General features: G+C 71.8%; 11 protein-coding genes. 3 read left to right on the top strand and 8 right to left on the bottom strand.

What is annotated here, in order from left to right; translation table 11 throughout:
- Positions 1 to 175: 175 nt before the first annotated feature.
- Complete coding sequence (locus tag DRB96_RS16195) at positions 176 to 1,777, top strand: sensor histidine kinase (protein WP_239516171.1); 1,602 nt, start codon at positions 176 to 178, stop codon at positions 1,775 to 1,777.
- A complete protein-coding gene (locus DRB96_RS16190) occupies positions 1,774 to 2,550 on the top strand; it encodes a response regulator (protein WP_112449107.1) in 777 nt (258 codons plus the stop codon). Before DRB96_RS16195 ends, DRB96_RS16190 begins: the two co-directional genes overlap by 4 nt.
- 29 nt (positions 2,551 to 2,579) lie before the next feature.
- Here the strand turns inward: DRB96_RS16190 and DRB96_RS16185 are convergent, their stop codons facing one another.
- The 3 genes from DRB96_RS16185 to DRB96_RS16175 form a co-directional block, all read right to left on the bottom strand.
- A complete protein-coding gene (locus DRB96_RS16185; RefSeq protein WP_112449106.1) occupies positions 2,580 to 4,172 on the bottom strand; it encodes a cation acetate symporter in 1,593 nt (530 codons plus the stop codon).
- Complete coding sequence (locus DRB96_RS16180; RefSeq protein WP_112449105.1) at positions 4,169 to 4,717, bottom strand: DUF485 domain-containing protein; 549 nt, start codon at positions 4,715 to 4,717, stop codon at positions 4,169 to 4,171. The genes DRB96_RS16185 and DRB96_RS16180 overlap by 4 nt, the downstream gene beginning before the upstream one ends.
- A 176-nt stretch (positions 4,718 to 4,893) precedes the next feature.
- Complete coding sequence (locus DRB96_RS16175; RefSeq protein ID WP_112449104.1) at positions 4,894 to 7,014, bottom strand: DNA topoisomerase IV subunit B; 2,121 nt, start codon at positions 7,012 to 7,014, stop codon at positions 4,894 to 4,896.
- Positions 7,015 to 7,461: 447 nt separating this feature from the next.
- On the opposite strand from DRB96_RS16175, the gene DRB96_RS16170 reads away from it, so the two are divergent.
- Positions 7,462 to 7,698: a hypothetical protein gene (locus tag DRB96_RS16170; protein WP_112449103.1), complete on the top strand. Its 237-nt coding sequence runs from the start codon at positions 7,462 to 7,464 to the stop codon at positions 7,696 to 7,698.
- A 119-nt stretch (positions 7,699 to 7,817) separates the two neighbouring features.
- Here the strand turns inward: DRB96_RS16170 and DRB96_RS16165 are convergent, their stop codons facing one another.
- The 5 genes from DRB96_RS16165 to DRB96_RS16145 form a co-directional block, all read right to left on the bottom strand.
- Positions 7,818 to 8,777, bottom strand: coding sequence for a serine protease (locus DRB96_RS16165; protein ID WP_112449102.1), 960 nt, complete (start codon positions 8,775 to 8,777; stop codon positions 7,818 to 7,820).
- 128 nt (positions 8,778 to 8,905) lie between these two features.
- Entirely contained in the window at positions 8,906 to 10,480 is a 1,575-nt protein-coding gene (locus DRB96_RS16160) for an RNA polymerase sigma factor (RefSeq protein WP_275431895.1), read from the bottom strand.
- A gap of 475 nt (positions 10,481 to 10,955) precedes the next feature.
- Positions 10,956 to 11,897, bottom strand: a complete 942-nt coding sequence (locus DRB96_RS16155) for an FCD domain-containing protein (RefSeq protein ID WP_275431894.1) — start codon at positions 11,895 to 11,897, stop codon at positions 10,956 to 10,958.
- A 151-nt stretch (positions 11,898 to 12,048) separates the two neighbouring features.
- Positions 12,049 to 13,881: an ATP-binding cassette domain-containing protein gene (locus tag DRB96_RS16150; RefSeq protein ID WP_112449099.1), complete on the bottom strand. Its 1,833-nt coding sequence runs from the start codon at positions 13,879 to 13,881 to the stop codon at positions 12,049 to 12,051.
- Positions 13,882 to 14,027: 146 nt separating this feature from the next.
- The gene (locus tag DRB96_RS16145; protein ID WP_112449098.1) at positions 14,028 to 14,774 is read right to left on the bottom strand and encodes an NUDIX domain-containing protein; all 747 of its coding nucleotides are present in this window, start codon (positions 14,772 to 14,774) and stop codon (positions 14,028 to 14,030) included.
- Positions 14,775 to 14,871 lie beyond the last annotated feature (97 nt).

Genomic DNA, 14,871 nt, shown 5'->3' with positions numbered 1-14,871 from the left:
TGCAGAGCATTGGCGAGTCGTCTACAACTCTGACCGCACTTTTATGCCGTCATCACTTGCGCAAGCTGGGCGCAAATAACGCAAGCCATTTGCGTGAGTGAGAAGAATTCCGCTTACGGGCCCGCCCTGACCGGCACGACACCCTCTAGGGTTCCTAGGCATGCGGTTCCCCCACATGAGCGCTCGGCGCCTCGGGCTGCCCAGACGGGCCGTCTCCCAGATCCTGCTGACCCAGCTGGCCATCGCCGCCGGGGTCCTCGCCCTGGCCACCGGACTGTTCCTGGCCCCGCTGAGCGCGCAGCTCGACGACCAGGCCATGCGGCGCGCACTGGCCATCGCCCAGAGCGCGGCGGCCGATCCGGCACTGGCCGCCGGCCTCCTCGCATCGGGGCCGGCTGCGGACGGCCCCGTGCAGGCCTCCGCCGAGCGGCTCCGTCGAGCCACCGGCGCCGAGTACGTGGTCGTCATGGACCTGGCCGGAATCCGCCGCTCGCACCCGAGCCCCGACCGGATCGGCCGGCCCGTCTCCACCGACCCCGGTGACGCCCTGGCGGGCCGCGAGGTCATGGAGATCGACGAGGGCACCCTGGGCCGCTCCGCACGCGGCAAGGTCCCGCTGCTCGCCGCCGACGGCGAGATCGTCGGCGCCGTCTCGGTCGGCATCGCCTACGACAGCGTCCAGGGCCGCCTGCTCGGCGCCATCCCGGGCCTCCTCGCGTACGCGGGCGGCGCCCTGGCGGCCGGGGCCCTCGCCGCCTACCTGCTCTCCCGCCGGATCCAGCGGCAGACCCGGGACCTGGCCTTCTCCGATATCGCGGGCCTGCTCGCCGAGCGCGAGGCCATGCTGCACTCCATCCGCGAAGGCGTGATCGCCCTCGACCGGGAAGGCCGGGTCCGGCTGGTCAACGACGAGGCGGCCCGACTGCTGGGCCTCGCGCCCGACTCCGCCGGCGCGGTCGCCGGGCGCGCTCTGGACGACGTACTCGGCGCGGGCCGCACCACCGACGTCCTGGCCGGCCGCGTCACCGGCCACGACCTGCTCACCGTCCAGGGCCCGCGGGTGCTGGTCGCCAACCGGATGCCCACCGAGGACGGCGGAGCCGTGGCCACCCTGCGCGACCGCACCGAGCTGGAGCACCTGGGCCGCGAGCTCGACTCCACCAAAGGCCTGATCGACGCCCTGCGCGCACAGGACCACGAACACGCCAACCGGCTCCACACCCTCCTCGGCCTGCTCGAACTGGGCCTGTACGAGGAGGCCGTGGAGTTCGTGACGGAGGTCGTCGGCGTGCACCGCAGCACGGCGGAGCAGGTCACCGAGAAGATCCACGACCCGCTGCTCGCCGCGCTGCTCGTCGGCAAGGCCACCGTCGCCGCCGAGCGCGGCGTCCCGCTGCGCCTGGCCGACCGCGCCCTGCTGCCCGACCGCCTCGTCGACCCGGGCGGGCTGGTCACCATCGTCGGCAACCTGGTCGACAACGCGCTGGACGCGGCGGCGGGCTCGCTCGCGCCTCTGGTGGAGGTCGACATCCGGGCGGAGGGCCGCACGGCCGTCCTGCTGGTCCGCGACAGCGGCCCCGGCGTCCCGGCGGCGCGCCGCGAGGAGATCTTCACCGAAGGCTGGTCGACCAAGCAGCCCCGGGCCCACCGCGAGCGCGGGCTCGGTCTCGCGCTGGTGCGGCGCCTGGCCGAGCGGCAGGGCGGCACGGTCCGGGCCGGCGAGACAGCGGACGGAGGGGCGGAATTCTCCGTCGTACTCCCGGAGGCCCTGCGATGAGCGCGACCCCGGACGGGATCCCCGGCGTGTCCGGTGGCGGCGCCGACCGCGGTGAGCCCGGCGACTTCGACGTATTGGTCGTCGACGACGACATGCGTGTTGCCCGGATCAACGCGGCCTATGTGGCGAAGGTTCCCGGCTTCCGCGTGGCGGCCCGGGCCCATTCGGCGGCGCAGGCCCTGGCGCTCCTCGACTCCCGCCCGGTGGACCTGATCCTCCTCGACCACTACCTCCCGGACGAGAACGGCCTGGACCTGGTCCGGCGCCTGCGCGAACGCGGCCAACACACCGACGTCATCATGGTGACGGCCGCCCGCGACCTGGCCACCGTCCAGGCCGCGATGCGCCTCGGCGCCCTCCAGTACCTGGTCAAGCCCTTCACCTTCGCCGGCCTGCGCACCCGCCTGGAGGCCTACGGGGCCCTGCGCCGCACCCTGGACACGGGCGGCGAGGCCGAACAGGCGGAGGTCGACCGGATCTTCGGCGCCCTCGCCGCGGCCGGCGCCCCCAACGACCTCCCCAAGGGCCACTCCCCCACCACCGCCGAGCTGGTCCGCCGGATCCTGCGCACCGCCGAAGGCCCGCTCTCCACCCAGCAGATCGCCGACCTCGCGGGCATCAGCCGCCAGACCGCCCAGCGCTACCTCAAGCTCCTCGACCGCTCCGGCCGCGTCACCCTGGCCCTGCGCTACGGCGAGACGGGCCGCCCGGAACACCGCTACTCCTGGCAGCCCCCCGCCACCGGGCCCGCTCCCCGGCCCCCTGCGAGCTGACGCCGGCGAGCTGACGCCGGCGAGCCGGCCTAGACCGCCCCGGCGCCGGTCAGGGAGCGGACTTCCGTCTCCGCGTGCCGCCGCTCGTCCGGCTCCTCCGCCGAGGTGACCGTGCCCAGCCAGCCCGCCAGGAAGCCCAGCGGGATCGACACGAGGCCCGGGTTCTGGAGCGGGAAGTACTGGAAGTCCACGCCCGGGAACAGCGATTCGGGGCTTCCGGAGACCACCGGCGAGAGCACGACCAGCAGCACCGCGGGGACCAGGCCCCCGTACACCGACCAGACGGCCCCCCGCGTGGTGAAGCCGCGCCAGAACAGCGAGTACAGCAGCACCGGCAGGTTCGCCGAGGCCGCCACCGCGAAGGCCAGCCCCACCAGGAACGCCACGTTGAGGTCCTGCGCGAGCAGTCCCAGCGCGATCGCCACCGCCCCGATCCCGACGGCGGCCACCCGGGCCACCGTCACCTCGCTGCGCTGCCGGGCGTGACGGCGCTTCAGCGAGGCGTACAGGTCGTGCGCGACGGAGGCCGAGGAGGCCAGGGTGATCCCCGCGACCACCGCGAGGATCGTGGCGAAGGCGATGGCGGCCACGAAGGCGAACAGCACCGCGCCGCCGGTGGATTCGGCCCCTCCGCCCAGGAACGCCGCGAGCAGCGGAACCGCCGTGTTCCCCGAGGCGTTGGAGGCCTTGACCTGCTCCGGCCCGAGCAGCGCCGCCGCCCCGAAGCCCAGCACGATGGTCATCAGGTAGAAGCCGCCGATCAGCCCGATCGCCCACACCACCGACCGGCGGGCGGCCCGCGCCGTCGGCACGGTGTAGAAGCGCGACAGGATGTGCGGCAGCCCGGCCGTCCCGAGGACCAGCGCGAGTCCGAGGCTCATGAAGTCGAAGCGGGCCGTCCAGTCGCCGCCGTACTTGAGCCCGGGGCCCAGGAAGCGGTCCCCGTAACCGCTGCGCTCGGCGGCGCTGCTGAGCAGCTGGTCGAAGTTCCCGTGGAAGCGCAGCAGCACCAGCACGGTCAGCGTGATCGCCCCGCCCATCAGCAGGACGGCCTTGACGATCTGGATCCAGGTCGTGGCCCGCATTCCGCCGAAGGACACGTAGATGACCATGAGGGCGCCGACCCCGATCACGGTCAGCGTCCGTGCGGTCCGGCCCGAATCGGACAGCAGCAGGCCGACCAGGCTGCCCGCGCCGACCATCTGCGCGATGAGGTAGAGCACGGAGACGACGACCGAGGAGGTCCCCGCCGCGATCCGCACCGGCCTCTCGCTCATCCGCGCGGCGACCACGTCGGCGAGGGTGAAGCGGCCGCAGTTGCGGACGAGTTCGGCGACGAGGAACAGCACGACCAGCCAGGCGACGAGGAAGCCCACCGAGTACAGGAGGCCGTCGTAGCCGAAGAGCGCGATCAGGCCGGAGATGCCGAGGAAGGAAGCCGCGGACATGTAGTCGCCGGCGATGGCGAAACCGTTCTCCATCGGGGAGAAGAGCCGCCCGCCCGCGTAGAACTCCTCCGCCGAACCGTGCCGGTTTCGGCTCACCCACGTGGTGATCCCCAGGGTGACGGCGATGAAGACGCTGAACAGCAGCAGCGCCAGGGTCTGGTGCTCGGTGGTCACCGGCCCGCCCCCCGCGCCCGGGTGCGCTCCCCGGCGTCCGCCCGGCGGACCTGCTCCTGTTCGAAGACCGTCCAGCGCAGGTCCAGGGCGGCCCGGTCGCGCCTGAGCCGCGCGTGCCGGGCGTAGGCCCAGGTCAGCACGAAGGTGCTGAGGAACTGGCCGAGGCCCGCGAGCAGGGCCACGTTGACGGAGCCGACCACGGGCCGGGCCATCATGCCGGGCGCCGTGGTGGCCGCGATCACGTAGGCGACGTACCAGAGGAAGAACCCGGCGGTCGCGGGGACGACGAACCTTCGGTAGCGGCTGCGCACCTCCTGGAAGGCCGCGCTGCGCTGCACTTCGAGGTAGATGTCGGACGCGCCGGGCGCGTGCGGACCTCCTGGGGCGGAGCGCGGCGGTGACGTTTCCGCACCCTCGCCGGCCGATCCGCCGGGCCCCGCGCCTACGCCGGCACCCGCGCCCTCGCCCCATCCGACGGCCAGCGCGTCGTACCAGGGGTCGTCCAGCCGGATCGTTCCGGCATCACGACCTTCGTGCTTGTCCACCGAACTCTCCTTGTCCGCTGCCGCATTGGCCGCGTGCCCACAAGGATGTGCGGGAGGAACCGTTTCCGGACTGGTGTCCCGGTGCTCTTCACTCCATCAGGTGATGGAGTGAAGAGCACCGGTGTGCCAGGACTCAGGAGGTGCCACCGGGGGCACCCGTGGTTCCCGCCGTCCGGTCAGGCGTCGATCCGGGAGCGGTCCAAGGTGGCGGCGGAGCTGGTGATGAACTCCTTGCGCGGGGCCACCTCATTGCCCATGAGCAGGTCGAAGACCGACTCGGCCGAGTCCAGGTCGCCGATGTTGATCCGGCGCAGGGTGCGGAAGCGGGGATCCATGGTGGTCTCCGCCAACTGGTCCGCGTCCATCTCGCCGAGACCCTTGTAGCGCTGGATCGAGTCCTTGTAGCGGATGTTCTTGCGCTGGTACTCCAGCAGGTTCTGGCGCAGCTCGTTGTCCGAGTACGTGTAGACGTACTTGTCCTGGCCCTTCTTCGGCTGGACGAGCTCGATCCGGTGCAGGGGCGGCACGGCGGCGAAGACCCGGCCCGCCTCGACCATCGGGCGCATGTAGCGCTGGAAGAGCGTGAGCAGCAGGCAGCGGATGTGCGCGCCGTCCACATCGGCGTCGACGAGCAGGACGATCTTCCCGTACCGGGCGGCGTCGATGTCGAAGGTCCGGCCCGAGCCGGCTCCTATGACCTGGATGATCGCCCCGCACTCGGCGTTCTTGAGCATGTCCGAGACCGAGGACTTCTGGACGTTGAGGATCTTGCCGCGGATGGGCAGCAGCGCCTGGAACTCGGAATTGCGCGCGAGCTTGGCGGTGCCCAGGGCCGAGTCCCCCTCGACGATGAACAGCTCGCTGCGCTCCACGTCGTCGCTGCGGCAGTCGGCCAGCTTCGCGGGCAGCGAGGAGGTCTCCAGCGCGGTCTTGCGGCGCTGCGCCTCCTTGTGCTGACGGGCGGCGATCCGGGTCCGGGCGGCCGCGACGATCTTCTCCATCACGGCGCGGGCCTGCTGCTTGTCGTCGCGCTTGGTGGAGGTCAGGAAGGCCTTGAGCTCCTTGGCGACGACGGCCGCGACGATCCGGGTGGCCGCCGAGGTGCCGAGGACCTCCTTGGTCTGGCCCTCGAACTGCGGCTCGGCGAGGCGGACGGTGACGACGGCCGTCATGCCCTCCATCGCGTCGTCCTTGACCACGTCGTCCTCGGCGACGCGCAGCAGCTTCGCCGAGCGCAGGACCTCGTTCACGGTCTTGGTGATCGAGCGCTCGAAGCCGGAGATGTGGGTGCCGCCCTTGGGGGTGGCGATGATGTTCACGAACGACTTGACGTTCGTCTCGTAGCCCGTGCCCCAGCGCAGGGCGATGTCGACGCCGAGCTCGCGGGTGACCTCGGTGGGCGTCATGTGGCCGCGGTCGTCGAGGACCGGGACGGTCTCCTTGAAGACGCCCGTGCCGGTCAGGCGCAGGATGTCGCAGGCCGCCTTGTCCTGGGCGAGGTACTCGCAGAACTCGCTGATGCCCCCGTCGAAGCGGAAGGTCTCCTCGGTCTTGCCGGACCCTTCCAGGGCGCGCTCGTCGCGCACGACGATGGTCAGGCCGGGCACGAGGAAGGCCGTCTGGCGGGCGCGCTGGTACAGCGTGTCCAGCGTGAGCTTGGCGTCCTTGAGGAAGATCTGGCGGTCGGCCCAGTAGCGGATCCGGGTGCCGGTCTTGCCCTTGGCGACCCGCTTGCCCTTGCGCAGGCCGTTGGCGGGATCGAACGGGCTGTCGGGGCCCTGCTCCGTGAACATGCCGGGGACGCCGCGCCGGAAGCTGATGGCGTGCGTGGAGCTGCCCCGGTCGACCTCGACGTCGAGTCGGGCGGAGAGGGCGTTGACCACGGAGGCGCCGACGCCGTGCAGGCCGCCGGAGGCGGCGTAGGAACCGCCGCCGAACTTTCCGCCGGCGTGCAGCTTGGTCAGGACGACCTCGACCCCGGACAGGCCGGTCTTGGGCTCCACGTCCACGGGGATGCCGCGGCCGTTGTCCCGGACCTCCACGGAGGCGTCCTCGTGGAGGATCACCTCGATGTGGTCGCAGTAGCCGCCCAGGGCCTCGTCGACGGAATTGTCGATGATCTCCCAGAGGCAGTGCATGAGGCCACGGCTGTCGGTGGACCCGATATACATGCCGGGGCGCTTGCGGACGGCCTCGAGGCCTTCGAGGACGAGCAGGTGCCGCGCGGTGTAGTTGGAGCCGTCCCGGTCTGCTCCGGTCAGCAGTGCGCTGGAAGGCACGGACGTGTCGGCGGTCACGCAGTTCGCTCCTCGCTGAATTTCTTTGTCTGGCCCGGTCGGGCGCAGAGGTGGCTCGGCTGCCGCTGGAAGGGTACCGAGGCCTGGTAGAGCCGATGCAACGCCACCCCACGCCCTTCGTCAGCCTAGTCCAGATGCGCACGGATGTTCGATCCCCCGTGGGGGTGAAGGAAACATCACGTTCCCTTCCACGCATGAACCATTTAGTGTTCGGGCACGTCCTCATGAACAACCGGCACTCAGCCGGAGAGGGCGGAACTGCAACAAGCGAACGACCTGACAACGCGAAACCGTAAAGCAACGCAATACGGCTCCTTCGCCGCCAACCGGCAGCAGCCGGCCAGCTTCGGAAGGAAGTTTCGAGGAAAAGCCGCGAGCGGGAACGTTTTCGGCCTGGTTGGATGTTGACCCTGGTACGACAGCTCGTCGAGCTAGAGAAGAGGCGACGTGACTACTGTTCTGACACCCGCGACCCCGCTGACGGCCGCTGACCGATGCGACCGCTGCGGCGCCCAGGCATATCTGCGCGTCGTCCTGCTGAGCGGTGGTGAACTGCTCTTCTGCGCCCACCACGGACGTAAGTTCGAGCCGGAACTCAAGAAGATCGCCGCGGAAATACAGGATGAGACCGAGCGGCTTACGTCCGCTCCGGCGGCCAGTGCCGCCGAACCCGAGGACCGCTGACACAAGGCCTGCACCTCGCATCCGACGAGCCAGGACCGGCCAGGCCGGTCGACGGGCGGCACCTCTGAGACCCAGGGGTGCCGCCCGTCCTCATGCCCGGACCTGCCCGGATCCGGGCCTCAGCGCCTGGACGGGGGCCAGTCTTCCGCCACGGGGGCCCTTCCGGGCCCCTGAGCGGGCCGTACGCCCACCCCCAGGCCCGCGCGGACCTCAGGGCGCTCCCGCTTCGCCTGGGCCGCCTCCGGGCCGTTGGCGAGCTCGGCGACGAAGCCGAGCAGCGGTGCGATCCGCGTGTACACCCCCGGGCTGTCGGCGCGCCCGCAGCCGCGCCCCCAGGACACCAGTCCGATGAGCCTGCCCTGGGCCACCAGCGGCCCGCCGCTGTCCCCCTGGCAGGCGTCCTTGCCGCCCTCGCGGTCCCCCGCGCACACCATGGAGTCGGCCCGGTACTGCCCGTCGGCGTCCCCGGGGTAGGCCCGCCCGCACACCTCGTCCGCCAGCACCGTCACCCTGGCGGCCCGCAGCGCGTAGGCGTAGTCGCCGAATCCGCTCGTGTCGCCCCAGCCGTACACGGCCGCGTCCGTTCCCGCCCCGTACGCCGGATGCCCGGCGCCGGCCATCGGCAGTACGTACTGCGGCGGCACGGCTTCGTCCAGTTCCAGTACGGCCAGGTCGCCCGCGTTGCTGGCGGGGTCGTAGCCGGGGTTCACCCGGGCGGAGCGCACCGCGATCTCCCGCCCCTCGGCGGCGCGCAGCTCCGTACGCCCGGTGATCACCCGGAAGTCTCGGACCGAGTCGACCGGGCCGCCGAGCACCTGGCGCGCCAGGCAGTGCGCCGCGGTCAGCACCTTGGTCGGGGCGACGAGCACACCCCCGCAGAACTGTCCGCCCCGCGTACCCCCGAACCGGTCACGGCTCGCGAGGGCCACGACCCACGGGGCGTCCGCCACCTTGACCGGCTTTCCGCCTATCACCACGCTGTCCGCCGCGGCTCGCGGCGCCTGGCTCAGCGGCGCCGCCGCCGCTCCCGCCACCAGGGTCAGCGCGCCCGCCAGGACACGGGCAAAGGGACGACGCATGAGGCCTCCTGACTCCGAGTGTGCATGACTCCACCCAGAGTGGGACGCCCGGTGGCCGTGCGCACCCGCGCGACCACCGGCGACGACCTGCACGGGCCCGCGAGGACCCGCCCGCCGGCCGGTCCGGGTCAGTCCAGGTAGTCGCGCAGGACCTGGGACCGGGAGGGGTGACGGAGCTTCGACATGGTCTTCGACTCGATCTGGCGGATGCGCTCGCGCGTCACCCCGTAGACCTTGCCGATCTCGTCGAGGGTCTTGGGCTGGCCGTCCGTGAGGCCGAAGCGCATGGAGACCACGCCCGCCTCGCGCTCGCTCAGCGTGTCGAGCACGGAGTGGAGCTGTTCCTGCAGCAGCGTGAAGCTCACGGCGTCGGCCGGGACGACCGCCTCGGAGTCCTCGATGAGGTCGCCGAACTCGCTGTCGCCGTCCTCGCCCAGCGGGGTGTGCAGGGAGATCGGCTCGCGACCGTACTTCTGGACCTCGATGACCTTCTCGGGGGTCATGTCGAGTTCCTTGGCCAGTTCCTCCGGGGTGGGCTCGCGGCCCAGGTCCTGGAGCATCTGGCGCTGGACGCGGGCCAGCTTGTTGATCACTTCGACCATGTGCACCGGGATGCGGATGGTGCGGGCCTGGTCGGCCATGGCGCGGGTGATCGCCTGCCGGATCCACCACGTGGCGTACGTGGAGAACTTGTAGCCCTTGGTGTAGTCGAACTTCTCGACCGCACGGATCAGACCCAGGTTGCCCTCCTGGATCAGGTCCAGGAAGAGCATGCCGCGGCCGGTGTAGCGCTTGGCCAGCGAGACCACGAGGCGGAGGTTGGCCTCCAGCAGGTGGTTCTTGGCGCGGCGGCCGTCCTCGGCGATGATCTCCAGCTCGCGCTTGAGCTTGGGCGCCAGCTTGTCGGAGTTGGCGAGCTTGTCCTCGCCGAAGAGCCCGGCCTCGATGCGCTTGGCGAGCTCGACCTCCTGCTCGGCGTTGAGGAGGGGGACCTTGCCGATCTGCTTGAGGTAGTCCTTGACGGGGTCGGCGGTGGCGCCGGCCACGACGACCTGCTGGGCGGGGGCGTCGTCCTCGTCGTCCGAGATGACGAAGCCCTTGTTCTCCCCGCCTTCCTCGTCCTCGTCGGACTCGCCCTTGGCCTCGGCGGAACCGTCCTCCGTGCCCTCTTCATCGCCGTCGTCGGCGTCCTTCTTGCCCGCGGTCTTCTTCGCGGCGGTCTTCTTGGCCGCGGTCTTCTTGGCGGGCGCGGCCTTCTTGGCCGTCGTCTTCTTCGCCGCCGCCTTCTTGGCGGCGGGTTCGGTCGCGGTCCCCTCCGCGAGGGCGTCCACGGTCAGCAGAGCCTGCTCCGCGGCCTCCGCGGCCTCCGCCGGCGCGGCCGCCGTTTTCGCCGCCGCCTTCTTGGCAACGGGTTCGGTCGCCGTCCGCTTGACGGGGCTCTTCGCTGCGACGCTCTTGCGGGTGGTGCGCTTGGGCGACTCCGCGGCACTGACCATCAGCGTCACACCCTCTTCCTCGAGGATCTGGTTGAGGCTGCGCAGAACATTCTTCCACTGGGTCGCAGGAATCTGGTCAGCCTCGAAGGCCCGACGCACGTCATCGCCGGCGATCTGCCCCTCGGCCTTGCCCCGCTCGATGAGCGCCATCACAGACTCGGAATCGGCGATCTCCGGCGGGAGCGTACGGGATGTGCTGGCCGACACGAACAACCTCTCGGAACGATGGAAACGGCTTCCGACCCCGGGCCTGGTGGTGCTGGACCGGAGCCGACGACCACCGACTGGGGATGGGCCGGGGGCGCGGGCAGGGGCCGGGGAGCTGTACAGCACCCGCAAGGGCTGCTGTCTTCCCTCCGTCGGCCATCACCTCTTAGGTCATCGCGTGACCTCGCTGAGCGTTACGCCCAATCTTCGTGGCCCGAGTCACACCCCGTTTGATGCCATGCCGGTCATTCCATGATTTCTGCACGTCCGGTGTGTACGAACACGCCCCGTTTCGGGGGCCGAACGACCACGCGGAACGGGCGTCCCGGCGGCCGCGGACCGGGACCGGGCGGGCGGGGGCCCGGAGGCGGCCGCCGACGGGGCCGCCGGACCCTCCCCCCGGACTCCGTCCGGGGGCACCCCCTGGGACCGGGCGAGACGTCGGCGAACTTCCGCGCCCCCGTGTGCGCGCCCGTCAGTGCTCGCGCGGGGCGGGGACCACGCGCTCGACCTCCGGATGGACCGTCAGGAGCTGGCGCATGGCGTTCTCCGCGCCGATCGCGTCACCGGCGGCGATGGCCTCGACCATGCGCGCGTGGTGCGCGACGCAGGTCTCGCTGGGCCGGTCGCAGGCGATGATGGGACTGCCGGACACCTGGAGGGCGGAGGAGACGATGCTGGAGAGGTGCTCCAGCATGCGGTTGCCCGCGACCTGGATGAGGAGCGCGTGGAACTCGTGATCGGCGCGCGCGAAGGTGATCGAGTCACCCTGGCCGAGCGCGTGGCCCATGATCTCGACCATGTCGGCGAGGCGCTGCTGGATGTCCGGGCGGCCGTGGCCGGCGGCGAGGCGTGCGGCGAGCGGCTCGATGGTCCAGCGCAGTTCGCCCAGTTCGCGGCGCTGGTCGTCGCGCTGCGGGCCGAAGGCGCGCCACTCGATGATGTCGGGGTCGAGCAGGTTCCAGTCGGCGACCGGACGGACCCGGGTGCCGACGTTGGGGCGGGCGCTGACGAGGCCCTTGGCCTCCAGGACCCGCAGCGATTCGCGGACGACCGTGCGGGAGACCTCGAAGCGCTGGCCGATCTCCTCGGGGACCAGGGGGCGGTCCGCACCGAGGTCACCGGAAACGATCATCTGGCCGAGCTGCTGGACGAGTTGGCCGTGCAGTCCGCGGCCGCGGCTGCCTGCCGCGCGGCGGCCGACGCGGCTCAACTCGACGTCGGATCCGTCCCAGTGGGGCACTCCCACACGGTCGGCCCCGGAGGCCTCCGGGTAGGGGTAGCGGTCGAGTTCGCCCGGGCCGGCGAGGCCGGAATCGGCGTGGCGGGCGGCGGTCATCATGGTGTGCGCAAGGGTACTCACGAATCCTTTGTCGGCCGTGCCTCCATGTCCCTTGAGGTCTTTGGTGAAAAGCACACGAAAGGGTGATCGGTGCCACCTACGCAATTGACGACTTATCGTAAAGAACCGGGCCTTTTACGGGGAGTTGCGATCCGGGGCTCCCGATGTGGACCGCAACGGTCCCGTTGGGGTGTCCTCCGGCACCGGAACGATCACCAACGATCCCTCACAAACGAACGCGGCCGCGCAGTCCTGTGAACCCATAGGCGCACAACAGGACCATCAGCGACAACACCAGTGCGGTGCCGACCGGTTGGGCCATCACCCGGAGCGCCCCGAGCACCAGGCGGTCGGCCTCCGGGGGCCACTGCGCCCAGGCGAGGCCGCGCAGCCTTTCCGCGAGCCCGGTCACCGGGTACGCGGACGGGCCGTCCAGGGCCTTGCGCACCAGGGGTACGACCATCACCGGTACGGCGAGCACCGCGGCCAGGCCTGCCGCGGCGGACCGGAAGACGCCCGAGGCCAGGACGCCGGACCAGGCGCAGCCGATCAGCAGGCCCGCCCAACTCGCGCCCGGGGCCACCCACTCCGCCGGGGTGCGCAGCGGGCCGCCGCCGAAGACCAGCGCCAGGGCGGCGGCGTCGGCGGTCACGGCGAGGGCTCCGAACAGCAGCGCGAGGGCGGCGCTGACGCCGAGCTTCGCGGTGAGCAGCCCGAGCCGGCGCGGGACGGTGCCTCGGTCGGCGGCGAGCGCGGGGTAGCGGTACTCCTCGCCGAAGGCCAGGGCGCCGAGCAGTCCCGCCCCCAGGGCCGCGGGCGGCAGGGGGAGCAACTCCGGCCAGGCGGCGAGCAGGCGGTTCTGCCCGGTGTGACCCGCCCGGGCCAGCACCAGCGCCGTGACGACCGAGACGGCGACGACGAGGGCGGCGGTGAGGACGGGGGTGGCCGTGCCGAAGACCCGGTGCAGTTCGTAGCGCAGGGGCCGCAGCGGGCCACCGAGCCGGCGCACGGAGGAAACGGGTCTGCCGGAGTGAGCGGCCCGGCCCCGGCGTGGGCGGTCGCGGCCGCCCTCGTCCCCGCGCCCGTGCCCGGCGGCCGCCCCGTCGGCACCGGCACCCTCAGCCCCGACCCCTGCCCCGATCCCGGCCCCGGATGCGGCGCGGGCGCGCGGCAGCGACGGCGGCGTGCCGGCGTCGCCGGTCTCGTCGGCGAGTTGGTGCACCAGCACTCCGTTCCGGAAGGCCGCCTCGCCGACTTCGGCGCAGTTGCTCCCGTACACGGACAGACGGCTGCCGCTCTCTTCGACGATCTCCACCGCTCGCTGGGCCGCCCGCGCCTCGCGACCCAGTACGTCGGCCAGCCGGGCGGCGTGCGGGGTGCGAACGGCCACCCGCGGCCGCAACCGGGTCCGGGCGAAGTCGGCGGCGTCCTGATCGGCGACGAGCCGGCCCGCCTCGATGCTGACCACCCGGTCCGCGTTGCGCGCGGCCTCCTTGGCGTCGTCGGTGGTGAAGAGCACCGCGCCGCCGAGGGCGGCATGGCCGCGCAGCAGCCCGTACAGCCAGCTCCGTTCGCGGGGCGAGAGCCCGGCGGCGGGCTCGTCGAGGAGCAGCGTGCACGGGTCGGCGAGCAGCGCGGCGGCCAGGGCGACCCGGCGCTCCATGCCGAGCGAGAGCGAACCGAGCCGCTCGTGACGCAGACCCTCGACGCCGACGACCTCCAGCATGGTGTCGGCCCGGGTGGCCGGCACCCCGGCGGCGGCGCAGAGCATCCGCAGCTGGCCGCGGACGGTGCGCGACGGGTTGCCGGGCAGGTCGCCGAGGAGTACGCCCACTTCGCGGCCCGGATGCGGGATTTGATGCAGGGGGCGCCCGCGGAAGTAGGTGACTCCACGGCCGGGTTCGAGTTCGAGCATGAGCCGCAGCGCGGCGGTCTTGCCCGAGCCGGGGTCGCCGAGCAGTGCGGTCACGCTCCCGGGGCGGGCCTCGAAGGTGAGGTCGTCCACGAGGGGCGGGAGGTTTCGACGGGGGATGCTGGTGAGTCCGATGGCCTGGAGCATCGCTTCTCTCGCGGGGGGTGAGACCGCTCTGCGGCAGGATGAATACCGCTAACAAGATAACGCAATATGTCCGATTTTCGGCGCACCTGCTGCCGGGGCTCGCCCGTGTCGCCCCCGCCCCGGAATCCCGCCCGGGAGCCGACGCGTCAGACTTCGGGGCGCAGCATCGGCGGGTTGAGCAGGGTGGCCCCGCCCGCACGGAACAGCTGGGCGGGCCGACCGCCCTGACGGGTCGTCGTCCCCCCGGCCGGAACCAGGAACCCGGGGGTGCCGGTGACCTTGCGGTGGAAGTTGCGCGGATCCAGGGCGACGCCCCAGACCGCTTCGTAGACCCGCCGCAACTCGCCGACGGTGAACTCGGGCGGGCAGAAGGCGGTGGCCAGGGAGGAGTACTCGATCTTCGAGCGGGCCCGCTCCACCCCGTCCGCGAGGATCCGCTCGTGGTCGAAGGCGAGTCCGGCGCCGGCCTGCCCGGCGGCGGAGAGGAGCTCGTCGACGGGGGCCCAGCGCGCACTGTTGGCATCGCCGCCGGCCCGGGGTGCGGGCAGGTCCGGAGCCAGCACCAGGTGCGCCACGCTGACCACGCGCATGCGCGGATCACGCTTCGGATCGCCGTAGGTCGCCAGCTGTTCGAGATGCGCCCCGTTGCCCACGTCAGGAGCGGCCGGGTCGTGGGCGCACAGGCCCGTCTCCTCGGACAGCTCGCGGGCCGCGGCCGCTGCCAGGTCCTCATCGCCCCGCACGAATCCGCCGGGCAGCGCCCAGCGACCCTGGAAGGGCTGCTCACCCCGCCGGACCACCAGCGCGCAGAGCGCGTGGCGCCGCACGGTGAGCACGACCAGGTCGACGGTGACGGCGAAGGGCGGGAAGGCCGACGGGTCGTAGGGCGACATGCCGCGATCATAGTCGTCTGCCTGACGATAAACAGAGCTTTGGTGATCCTCGGACCACTGAACCGGAAGCCGCGGCCCGTCCCCCGGACCGGAACGA

This window comes from Streptomyces sp. ICC1 (assembly GCF_003287935.1).
Lineage (GTDB): Bacteria > Actinomycetota > Actinomycetes > Streptomycetales > Streptomycetaceae > Streptomyces > Streptomyces tritrimontium.
Note: the sequence above shows the minus strand (reverse complement) of the source record. Positions and strands in the feature narration are given on the sequence as shown.